Raw genomic sequence first — 10,947 nt, 5'->3', positions numbered from 1 at the left:
CGCGATTACCCGAGGTCCACAGCATCAATAGGAGACCTCGGCGCACTTCCCATCGACGCCCCATCACGGCTTCAGCTCCTCAAGCACCGGACGGCCCTCGTCGCACCCGACCAAACACCTGCCGTGATGGCGAGAAGCGCCAGCAATGGCATAAATGGCGCCGAGCCGGATGGCGGCCTGGGCGCATAGATCGGCAGCCTCTCGAAATCCACACGCGTGAAGGGACGCTCGTTGAAGAGGTAGGGATAGTAGAAGTCCTGCAGGCGGCGGTGGAACGCCGTGACGCTGTCCTGATAGGCCAGATGGGCCGGCAGGTCGCTGTCGGCGATGCGATGAACCAGGCTCTGGGCTCCGGCCGCTGGCGACAGCCACCCAAGGCGTTCCGTCCAGGTCTGTCGGGCCGCCAGGCTGGCGCGGTAGGCGGCGACCTGCCCCGCCACGCTGTCATCGCCCATCTCATGCATGGCGTAGTACCATTTCCAGTGGAAGCGGCCGCCGACCGCCGGCGTGCCCTTCCATTCCGGGTGCTTGGCGACAAACGGATCCATCACCGCTTCGCGCGGGACGTCCCAGGCATGGTGCACCGCCTCGCGCTGGGCCAGGGTCAGGTCGACGCCGCGCCCGACCGGAACAGCGCGAGACAGCACCGCATTGCCCAGGGCGGGAACCAGCAGCACAAGCACGATCCAACAGCCGACCAGGGCCGCGGCGTTGAAGGCCGAGCGGCGCCCCCATGCGCCGACCAACAGGCCAAGGCCGGTCCAGAAGGCGACATAGAGCACCGCGACCAGACACAGGATCGCCACGCCCGCGACCGGCGCCCGGGCGATGATCGCGCCGATCAGGAACGGCGCCAGCAGCGCCAGCAGCACCAAGGCCAGCCTCAAGGCCGAACGCTGGAGCCACACGGCGCCGGGCGCGGCGGGCAAGGCGCTGAGCAGGCGCAGGCGGCCGGCCTCGCGTTCGCCCGAAATCAGGTCGTGCATCAGCACGATCACCGCCAGCGGCGCGAGATAGATCAGAACGAAGGCGAAATCGAAGGGCCCCGGCAGGGCGAGTTCGGGATTGACCGTCTCGGTTTCGTAGAGCTGGGCCTGAAGACCCAGGGCGCGCACGCGCAGCACATAGGGCTGGATGTCGCGCTGCCCCATGGCCGCGAAGGCCAGGCCGGACGGGCGATCAGAGGTCAGATGAAAGGTGTAGTAGGCCGCATAGCCCGCCTCGCCGTCGGGCTTGCCGTACCGCCCGGCGACGGCGGCCAGATCGCGTCCTTGCGCGGCCGCGACGCGATCGATGGTCGCGTTCTGGCGGGCGGTGGCGGCAAGACCGGTCCACACCGACAGCAGCGATAACGCCAGCAGCAAAACCAGGGCGGCGGCGCTGACCTTCGAGCGGAGCAGCAGGCGCAGTTCGTATCGAAGGCGGATCATCGGGCGTCCTTGCGAAGGCGGCGGGCGATGGGCGCGGCGAGCGCCAGCAGCACGACCAGCCAAGCGGTCAGAATGGCGAGATTGGCGGCGACGCGGCCGCCGGCGAGGCGCAGGACATCCGGCGCGACATAGGAAAAGCTGGGCACCCGTTTCCAATTGTCGGCGGAGATGCGGGGATCCTCCCCGGCGTTCTGGTTGGGGATCTGCTCGACCTGCATGCGGTTGAGCGCCTGGACGAAGGCGTAGCGATAACGCTCGACCTGATCGAGGAAGTCCTGGTGGCTCTCGATGTCGGTCCCCGCCAGGCTCATCGACGCCTGGCGCAGAGCGATCACTGGACTGACGACGCCAAAGCCACGCACGAAACTGTTCTGGGCCTGCTCACGCGTGAAGGCCTCTCGGGCGTAGCGGTCAAAGAGCTGGCTGGTCAGGCGCTCGCCTTCCATGCCGACCAGGCCGCTCCATTGCACCGGCAGATCCTCGACCCGCCGGACCCCATATTGGGCCAGCGTCTTGGCCTTGAAGGCCGAGAAATAGGGATCGTCGGGATTGTGGCTGTCGCCGATCTTGACCAGATCGGCGTGGATGGCGATGTCGGTTTCGATCTTGGTCGGCGTCTGAAGGCGCGCGGCGATCTCCGGCAGGGTGCGCGGGATCAGCACCACCAGGACCATCCAGATCGAGACCAGCACGATCAGGGCGTCTCGCGAGCGGCGCGCCAGCGCCGAAACCAACACAGCGCCGACCGCCCAGATCACCAGATAGAGCCCGTAGATCAGCACCATAAGAAGCGCCGGCCCTGGCGGCGCCCACCCGAGCAGAGCCGCGGCCAGCAAGGCCAAGGCCGCCGGCGCCAGGATCAGGCCGACGACCCCGCCATGAGCCGCCAGTTTTCCCAGCAGCATCTGGCCCGGCGCCAGGCCTTGGGCGACCATCAGGCGCAGGGTGCCGCGCTCGCGTTCACCGGCCACCGCGCCATAGGCCAGAAAGATCACCAGCAGCGGCGCCAGGGTTTGCAGCACGAAGGCCGGCGTCAACTCGCCAAACCGCAGCAGCAGCGAGGACTGCCGCGCCTCGCTGAAATTGGCGCTGTTCTGACGGTGACCCTCAAGGAACACGGTATGGCCGGTGAAGCTGTCAACGCCCCGGTCGAAGAACGCCAGGGCCGACAGAGGCCGGAAGACGAACTGGCCGTAGTGCACCATGCGATGCGGGTGGCGGTCGGGCTGGGCGTCGAACTGCCGGTCGGACGTGGCTTGATAGCGCTCTCGGGCCGTCTCGATGGCGGTGCGCTGCTCCACGCCCAGCAAGGCGGCGCTGAGCAGCAGGGCCGCCAGGATCACCCCGGCCACCACGGAGACGTGGTTGCGCGCCAGGGCGCGCCATTCCTCGCGCGCGACACGGCCGATCAGGTTTGGGCGAACGCTCACGCGGCCTCTCCAGCCTGGACATAGCGATGATGAAGGGCCCGCACGTCGAAACGGTCCGGCCCTTCGGCGGCAAGCTCGACCTCAAGGCGGCCATCGGCCAGGAAACCGATGCGGTCGGCGACCTCGCTGGCGCCCAGCAGGTCGTGGGTCACCATCAGGGTCGCCACGCCCCGGGCGCGCGCGGTCTGCAGCAGCCGGTTGAAGTCGGCCGTGGCGCGCGGATCCAGGCCCGAGGTCGGCTCGTCCAGCAGCAGCACCGGCACGCGCCGGGCGATGGCCAGGGCGATGGCCACCTTCTGGCGCATACCCTTGGAGAACCCCGAAAGCCGGCGGTCCCAAGCGTCGCGCACCAGGCCCACGGCGTCTAGGGCCTCTTGGATCACCGCAGTGTCGGTGTCGGCCCGCGCGAGGGTCAGAAGGTAGTCGATGTTCTCGCGAGCCGTCAGATGCTCGTAGAGCGCGACGTTTTCGGGGACGTAGGCGATGCGCGAACGCGCCGCCGTGGGGTCTGCGCCGACCTCGACGCCACAGACGCGCACGGACCCGGCGGTCGGGCTGGCCAGACCCAGGAACAGGTTCAGGGTCGTGGACTTGCCCGCGCCATTGCCGCCGAGCAGGGCGTAAATCTCCCCCGCCCCCACCGAGAAGGTCAGACCCCGAAGAACGGACTGGCCGCCAAAGCGCTGCTCCAAGCCCACGGCTTCCAAGGCCGCGGTCGATGTGATGGTCAAAATCCAGATCCCCTCGTTCCAAGTCGCGTTGGCGCTTGCAAAGCCGAGCTCAACTCGACTAGGACGTTATAACGTAACACTACTGTTGAGAGTCAATCGCGGATGACCGCGGTGGTGGATTTTCGGGGGACGAGATGGGTTTGAGGGACTTTCGGGCGGCGATGCTGGCCGGTTGCGCGGCGGTTGGCCTTACGACGGCGGCCGGCGCGGCGGAGGCGGATGTGGAGGATACGCGCGTGGAGGACGTGACGGTGACCGCGCGGCGCGCCAACGCCAGCATCAACGGCCTGGACGTCGATCCCCTGCGCCTGCCGCAAAGCGTCCGCGTTCTGGATCGTGAGCTGATCGATCAGACTGGCCTGGCCAACCTGTCGGACCTGTTCGACCTGGCCGGCGGCATGGCGCGCCAGAACAGTTTCGGCGGCGCATGGGACGCCTACGCCATCCGGGGTTTCTCGGGCGACATCAACCAGGGACCCGATCTTCTGGTCAACCGTTTCACGGCCAATCGCGGTTTCAACCCGCGCCGAGACACCGCCACGGTCGAGTCCTTCCAGGTGCTCAAGGGCCCGGCGTCGGCGCTGTCGGGCAAGGGCGAGCCCGGCGGCTCGATCAACATCGTCACCAAGGCGCCCCTGCGCCACGCCCATGCCTCGGCCGAGCTAAGCTATGGCAGTTTCGACACCTGGCGCGCCGTCGGCGACGTTGGCGGGCCGGTCAACGACACGGTCTCGGCCCGCCTGGTCGGCGCCTACCAGACCACCGAAGGCTTCCGCGACCATGTCGGCAGCGACCGATTGGTGTTGGCCCCGTCCCTGGCCTGGGATCCCACCGACAGGGCGCACCTGCTCTACCAGTTCGAGGCGATGGATGTTCATTTCGTCCATGACCGGGGCCTGGTGGCCGTGAATGGCGACGGTAAGGCCCTGCCCCGCGAACGGTTTCTGGGCGAACCCAACGATGGCAAGATCCATCAACGGAGCCTCCAGCATCAGGTCTCCGGCGTCTTCGAGCTTGCCCAGGGCGTGTCTCTGGAGGGAGGGCTCCAGTACCGAGACGGCCTCTTCAAGGGCCAGTCGACCCACAACTCGGCTCTGGTTGGAACCCAGCTTCGCCGGCAACTGCGCGTCCACGACTATGACTGGCAGGACCTGTCGGGCCGCATCGAACTGAGCGTGGCTCGTCAATGGAAGGGGCGCGAACACCAGCTTCGCCTCGGCGGCGACGCCTTCACCTACGACCAGCGCCGCGTTTTCCTGCGCTACAGCCCGACCGCCGCGGCGCCCTACGCCATCGACATCTTCAACCCGGTCTACGGCCAGCCCAAGCCCGTCGCCACGCTGAACCAGGATCTGCTGGAGGAACTTCGCGGCCAAAGCCTCTACGCCCAGGACCTGGTGACCGCGGGCCGCTTCACCGCGCTGCTGGGCCTGCGCCATGACTGGATCCAGCAGACCACCACCAACTATCGCAACAGCACCGCCGCCAAGCAGAGCCCGGCTCGCACATCTCCCCGGGCGGCGCTGACCTGGGCGGCGTCCGACCAATGGTCGGCCTATATCAGCTGGGGACAATCGTTCCGCTACAACCAAGGAACCGATGCTGCTGGCCTCGCCTTCGCGCCGGAGAAAGGCGAGGCGCTGGAGAGCGGGTTCAAATACGCCCTGCGCGACGGCCGCCTGACCGGGACGCTGTCTGCCTTCCGGATCGACAAGAGCAACATCCTGGTCAACGACGCCGCCAACAGCGGTTTCTTCATCGCGGTGGGGCAAGCGCGCAGCCGAGGCGCGGAGGCCGACGTCAATCTGCGGATCAATGACCAATTGACCCTGACCGGGGTCTACGCCTTCACCGACACGGAGATCACCAAGGACACCCGGTCAGGCTTCGTGGGCAGCGCGCTGAGCAACATTCCGCGCCATTCCGGGGCGGTCTACGCCCATTGGCGTTCGACCCAGGCCGGTCCGGGCGCGGTCGGCTTGGGCGGCGGCCTCGTCTATGTCGGCAAGCGTCCGGGCGACGACGTCAATTCCGGCTTCGAGCTGCCCGACTATGTCACCGCGCGGCTGAACCTCAGCTACCAGGCGACGCGGAGGCTGTCCTTGCACCTCGACGCCGAGAACCTGCTGGACGCCTACTATCTAGAAAGCTCCTACAGCAACGTCTGGATCACGCCTGGTACGCCGAGAACGATCACGATCCGGGCGAGGTGGGCGATGTAAGAACGCGGTAGATCAGCGCTGCCGTTAGCGCATCTCCAGATTCCGGACCTTCGACCAGACGCGCCAGTGGCTTTGCCCTGAACCGCCCCGTGTTTGCCGGAGGCCCTGACGCCTGAGAGATAGGGTTCATGACAAACACGACGACGACCAGGTTTTCACCTGAGGTTCGCGAGCGCGCGGCGCGGATGGTGCTCGATCACGCTTCGCGCTGGGCGGCCGTAGTGTCGATCGCCCAGAAAATCGGGCGAGCGCCGCAGACCCAGCATGGGTGAGTCTAAAGCATCGTGCGGAAAAGTGGACGCCGGCTTTTCGCAAAAACGATGCGAAAACAAAAACCTAAAGCACGCAGGTCGACAGCGGCAGGCGGGCCGGCGTACCAACCGATATCGCCCAGACGCTCAAGGCGCTGGAGCGGGAGACCCGCAAACTGCGCCAAGGCAACGAGATCCTGCGCCAGGCGTCGGCCTATTTTTGCCGGGGCGGAGCGCGACCGCCCGCTCAAGCGATAATCACGTCTACTGACGAGCATCGGGGGCTCATGGGGCGAGCCGATCTGCAAGGTCTTGCCCATCGCCCCGTCGACCTACCGCGAGCGCCTGGTCCAAAGACGCGATTCCATGCGACTTTCGGCGCGGGCCCGCCGAGATCCGGCCCTCAAGGCGCAGATCGCCCGCGTCTTCGCCGAGGACCTTCCCCAGGCGGTCTACAGCGGAAGATCGATCTGTAGAAAATCAACGCCCTTCCCCGGCGATCAGATGGCCCTCAGCGCCGCGTGATCGTTGATGCCGCGACTCTGTCGCTTGTACAGGACGACGCCCCCTGCTAATGCGACCCATTCGCATTAGCAGGGGGCGTCGACACATGTCGTGACGTTCTCCTTGGCCAGGGGATCGTCATGGGTTTGAAATTGGGCTTGCTGGCGGGCGTCGCGCTCGTCGGTGTCGCGGGCGTCGCCAACGCGCAGACGGACAACACCGTCGAAGCCGTGATGGTCACCGGCCGCTATACCGTGGACAAGACCATCGACACCGCCACCGGCCTTGGCCTGTCGGTGCGCGAGACGCCTCAATCAGTGACGGTGATCACCCAGCAGCGCATCAAGGACCAGAACCTCTCGACCATTTCCGACGTCGTGCGCAATACGGCCGGCGTCTCGATGGTCGAGGTCGACGACGTGCGCAACGTGTTCAACGCGCGCGGTTTCGAGATCAAGAACTACCAGATCGACGGCGTGCCGACCTCGTGGAGCCTGGCCGGCGATTCCGGTGAGACCATCGCCGACGTGTCGATCTATGAGCGCATCGAGATCGTGCGCGGGGCCACGGGTCTGCTGACCGGCGCGGGCGACCCGTCGGGCTCGATCAACCTGGTGCGCAAGCACGCCGACTCCCGCGAGTTCAAGGGCTCGGTCACCGCGACGCTGGGCAGCTGGGACAAGCGCCGCATCGAGACCGACCTCTCGGGCGCGATCAAGGACGGGCAGGTCCGCGGCCGCTTCGTCGCCAAGTACGAAAAGGGCGACACCTATTTCGACCTGCAGTCCTCGGAAAAGCATGTGTTCTACGGCGTGGTCGAAGCCGACCTGAGCGCCTCGACCTTGCTGCGAGTCGGGGCCAGCGAGCAGGTGACTGCGCCGAACGCCGCGTTCTGGGGCTCGCTGCCGACCTTCTATGCCGATGGCGGCCTGACCAAGCTGCCGGTCTCGACCAACACGGCGGCGAAGTGGACGTATTGGGACACCCAGAACACCAATGTCTTCGCCAATTTGCAGCACACCTTCGCCAACGATTGGAAGGTGTCGTTCAACTACAACCGGCTGCTCAACGAGCAGGCCTCGCAGCTGCTCTACCAATACGGCGCACTTGATCGCACGACGGGCGTAGGCCTGGCGACCTACCCTTACAAGAGCAACGGGCAGACGACGCAGGACAGTTTCGACGTCCAGCTGCAGGGCGGCTATTGGCTGTTCGGGCGCGAGCATGAGTTCACGCTGGGTGCGCTGCGCAGCCAGCAGACGTCGGATGTCTCCTATTATGTCGCGGGCGGGGCGAACGCCTTCGCGCCGGCGACCAGCCTCTATAGCTGGACCGGGAACTTCCCCAAGCCGGACTTCGCCTCGACGCCCACCCAATATACGGACAACAAGACCGAACAGACCGGCTACTTCGCCGTGACCCGCCTCAACATCACAGACGCCCTGAAGGTGATCGGCGGGGCGCGGCTGTCGACCTGGGAGCGCACCGGCATCAACGGCGGCTCGCCGGACAACTACGCGGCCGACGACGTGGTCATCCCCTATGTGGGTGCCCTCTATGATCTGACGCCGGCCCACCGCCTCTACGCCAGCTACACGGAAATCTTCCAGCCGCAAAACGTGCGCGACATCAACGCCAAGACCCTCGATCCGATCGTCGGCAAGGCCTACGAGCTGGGCCTGAAGAGCGCCTTCTTCGACGATAATCTGCAGTCGACCATCGCGGTCTTCAAAATCGGGCAGGACGGCCTGGGCCAGGCGACGAGCGCTGTGGTTCCGGGATCGGCCCCGCCCGAGCAGGCCTATGCGCCGGCCGATGGCGCGCAGAGCAAGGGCTTCGAACTCGAGCTGCTGGGCCGCGTGAAGCCCAACTGGGATGTCAGCGCCGCCTACGCCCAATTCGAGGTGGAGGACGCCACCGGGGCGAAGGTCAACACTGACCAGCCGCGCAAGAGCTTCTCACTGTTCACGACCTATCGGTTCGAGGGCGCGCTGGACCGGCTGAGCGTCGGCGGTGGCGTCAACTGGCGCGACACCATCTACTCGCTGGCCGCCAACCCGGTGAGCGGCGCGGCCACGCGGATCGAGCAGAAGGCGTTCGCGCTGGTGAACCTGATGGCGCGCTACAAGATCACCGATGATCTGACCGTGCAGGCCAACGTCGATAACCTGTTCGACGAAACCTACTACACGCAGATCAGCTACTTCAGCCAGTACCGCTACGGCGCGCCGCGTAACTTCACGGTTTCGCTGACGCATAACTTCTAAGACGGGGGGGCGCGAGCCGTGCTGCAAGCGTTGGGGATCCTCGTTCAGGCGGCGGGGCTCGCGGTTCTGCTACGACACTGGCGGACCAAGGCCGGCCTTGGCGGCGCCATGCTGGCCGGCGCCTGGGCGCTGATCGTCTTGGGCGCAACGCCTTGGCTGCTCACCGTCTCGTTGGACAAGGCCGTGGCCCTGGGGTCTCTGGCGCCGATGCTGCTGGGCCTTGCGCTGCTGGCGCCGGACGCCCTGCCGCGCCTCGCCAGCGGCAAGGTTCGGCGCGAGCGCCCGGTCCGTCAGGCGGCCGACAACGGTGAGGTGGCAGCCGCCGGCCGGGCCAGCCGCAATGCGGCCCGCTGGTTTGGCGCGCTTGTCGCCGCGCCGGCCCTGTCGGTCGCTGCCGCCGCGGTGTGCCTGGCCTACGCGCCCTGGAGCCCGATCGACAGCACGGTGCTGAGCGCTTTTCTGTTCGCCGGCGTCCTGTCGGGCGCCCTGTTGTGGCTGCTCGCGTCAAGCCGGCCGTGGCGGGCTGATTTCATGGGCTGCGCGGCGGCCTTAGTGCTGGCCGCGCTCGCGGCTGCCGGAGCGCATTGATGGCTGACAAGGCGAAAAAGACAATCTGGCCACGGGTTCCGGCCGGCTTCGTCAAAGGTCAATTGCTGGCCCACAAGCTGCTGGGACTGGTGCTGGCCGCTGTGATGTACCTGGTCTGCATCACCGGCACCGTCGCGGTGTTCTACGGCGAGTTTCAGCGCTGGGAGACGCCCGGGGTTCCCGAGATGACCCAGATCTCGCCCGAGGCTGTCGGGCGCGCCGTCGCCTCTGCGCGCCAGCACATCTCCCGCACCGAGGCCAAGCCGACCGACGTCTATGTCATCACGCCCAGCGCCGAGATGCCGCGCCTGATCGTCGACTACGAGCCGGACGCGTTGTCCTATGACTCGCAAGGCAACCCGGCCGGCCCCGGCGCGCACGAGCTGACGCACTTCCTCACCGAGCTGCACTACGAGCTCAATCTGCCCGGAACGATCGGCTTTGTGATGATCGGGGTGCTGGGCGTGCTGCTGGTCGCCCTGATCGTCGGCGGCGCCCTGGCGCTTCCGCGCATGTTCCGAGACGCCTTCACCTTGCGGCTCGACGGCGGCCGCCGCCTGTCCCGCGTCGACATCCACAACCGGATAGCGGTGTGGGGTCTGCCATTCCATTTCATCGTCGCCCTGTCCGGCGCGATCATGGGGCTGGCGCTGCTGGTGTTGGCGATCGCCGCGCCTTTGAAGTTCGGGGGCGACGGCGTCAAGGCGATGGCCGCGATCTATGGCGACCCAAAATCCGTTGTCGCCGAGGCCCGGAAAGCGGGACCGCCACCGAGCATCGCGATACCGGAGCCGCGCCTCGTTGCGGCCCTGCGCAACTTTGCGAAGGTCTACCCCGACAATCCGCCGATCTATCTGACGCTCAGTCAGTTCGGCACGAAGGATGAGCAGCTGAGCATCGGCGCGGCCCATCGCGATCGTCTGATCTACAGCGAAGGTTACCGGATCAATTCGGCCGGCGGCGTGATGGGCAAGGACGGCTATTCCAACGGCGAGATCGGCCGTCAGGTCTATGGCTCGATGTTCCGCCTGCACGCGGGCGCCTTCGGCGGCATGCCCGTTAAGCTGATCTATGTGCTTCTGGGTCTGGGGCTCAGCTTTCTGTGCACGACGGGCGTGGATATCTGGCTCGCGAAGTCTGCGGAAAAGGGACGGCCCTATCCGCGCATCCAGTCGGCCTGGACGACGTTCGTCTGGGCGACGCCCGCCCTTGTGGCGCTGGCCTGTACGCTGGCGATGCTCGGGGGTGTTCCGCCGGCGCCCCTGTTCTGGATCAGCCTGGTGCTCGTCACGCTTGCCGGCCTCTGGGCCGACCCGCGACGGCTTCATGGGCTGGCGCCGCTGGTGGCGGGGGCGATGATCATGATCTTGCCGCTGGCGCACATGTCACATCATGGCGCCCAGGCCTTCTCCTCGATCGGCCTGGGGGTGAATCTGGGATTGATGCTCACGGCCGCAGTGATCATGGCTCTAGCTGCTCGCAACCTCCTGAAGCTACGCCGCTGAATGCGGTCGCCGTCTGATT

8 protein-coding genes and 1 other annotated feature are annotated in these 10,947 nt (G+C 66.5%); of the genes, 4 read left to right on the top strand and 4 right to left on the bottom strand.

The annotated features are described in order from the left end of the window. Window positions 1-71: 71 nt before the first annotated feature. From ACW18B_RS11280 to ACW18B_RS11270, 3 genes are read right to left on the bottom strand one after another with little or no spacing between them, the layout of a single operon-like run. Entirely contained in the window at window positions 72-1,430 is a 1,359-nt protein-coding gene (locus tag ACW18B_RS11280) for an ABC transporter permease (protein WP_492047143.1), read from the bottom strand. Then, complete coding sequence (locus ACW18B_RS11275; RefSeq protein ID WP_492047142.1) at window positions 1,427-2,860, bottom strand: ABC transporter permease; 1,434 nt, start codon at window positions 2,858-2,860, stop codon at window positions 1,427-1,429. Before ACW18B_RS11275 ends, ACW18B_RS11280 begins: the two co-directional genes overlap by 4 nt. Continuing rightward, on the bottom strand, window positions 2,857-3,591 hold the full coding sequence (locus ACW18B_RS11270) for an ABC transporter ATP-binding protein (RefSeq protein WP_492047141.1): 735 nt from the start codon (window positions 3,589-3,591) through the stop codon (window positions 2,857-2,859). Before ACW18B_RS11270 ends, ACW18B_RS11275 begins: the two co-directional genes overlap by 4 nt. A 134-nt stretch (window positions 3,592-3,725) precedes the next feature. Between ACW18B_RS11270 and ACW18B_RS11265 the strand changes: the two genes are divergently transcribed. Beyond that, window positions 3,726-5,813: a TonB-dependent siderophore receptor gene (locus ACW18B_RS11265; protein WP_492047140.1), complete on the top strand. Its 2,088-nt coding sequence runs from the start codon at window positions 3,726-3,728 to the stop codon at window positions 5,811-5,813. Window positions 5,814-6,087: 274 nt separating this feature from the next. Here ACW18B_RS11265 and ACW18B_RS11260 read toward each other — a convergent pair whose 3' ends face one another. Continuing rightward, window positions 6,088-6,384 (bottom strand): hypothetical protein, encoded by a 297-nt coding sequence (locus ACW18B_RS11260; protein WP_492047139.1) that lies wholly within the window; start codon window positions 6,382-6,384, stop codon window positions 6,088-6,090. Continuing rightward, window positions 6,276-6,391: a sequence feature (AL1L pseudoknot), on the top strand. (Overlaps the previous gene by 109 nt.) 317 nt (window positions 6,392-6,708) lie before the next feature. Between ACW18B_RS11260 and ACW18B_RS11255 the strand changes: the two genes are divergently transcribed. The 3 genes from ACW18B_RS11255 to ACW18B_RS11245 are packed head-to-tail and all read left to right on the top strand — an operon-like array spanning window position 6,709 to window position 10,928. Further along, window positions 6,709-8,835: a TonB-dependent siderophore receptor gene (locus ACW18B_RS11255; protein WP_492047138.1), complete on the top strand. Its 2,127-nt coding sequence runs from the start codon at window positions 6,709-6,711 to the stop codon at window positions 8,833-8,835. Between the two features lie 18 nt (window positions 8,836-8,853). Next, on the top strand, window positions 8,854-9,423 hold the full coding sequence (locus tag ACW18B_RS11250; protein ID WP_492047137.1) for a hypothetical protein: 570 nt from the start codon (window positions 8,854-8,856) through the stop codon (window positions 9,421-9,423). After that, window positions 9,423-10,928: a PepSY-associated TM helix domain-containing protein gene (locus ACW18B_RS11245; protein WP_492047136.1), complete on the top strand. Its 1,506-nt coding sequence runs from the start codon at window positions 9,423-9,425 to the stop codon at window positions 10,926-10,928. Before ACW18B_RS11250 ends, ACW18B_RS11245 begins: the two co-directional genes overlap by 1 nt. The last annotated feature ends 19 nt before the right edge of the window (window positions 10,929-10,947 follow it).

The organism is Caulobacter sp. FV2ps19, assembly GCF_058681035.1.
Note: the sequence above shows the minus strand (reverse complement) of the source record. Positions and strands in the feature narration are given on the sequence as shown.

Excerpts from the sequence above, each read along its gene's own strand:
- ACW18B_RS11245 (WP_492047136.1), top strand. The coding sequence starts at position 9,423 with ATGGCTGACAAGGCGAAAAAGACAATCTGGCCACGGGTTCCGGCCGGC.
- ACW18B_RS11255 (WP_492047138.1), top strand. The coding sequence starts at position 6,709 with ATGGGTTTGAAATTGGGCTTGCTGGCGGGCGTCGCGCTCGTCGGTGTC.
- ACW18B_RS11280 (WP_492047143.1), bottom strand. The coding sequence starts at position 1,430 with ATGATCCGCCTTCGATACGAACTGCGCCTGCTGCTCCGCTCGAAGGTC.
- ACW18B_RS11260 (WP_492047139.1), bottom strand. The coding sequence starts at position 6,384 with ATGGGCAAGACCTTGCAGATCGGCTCGCCCCATGAGCCCCCGATGCTC.
- ACW18B_RS11265 (WP_492047140.1), top strand. The coding sequence starts at position 3,726 with ATGGGTTTGAGGGACTTTCGGGCGGCGATGCTGGCCGGTTGCGCGGCG.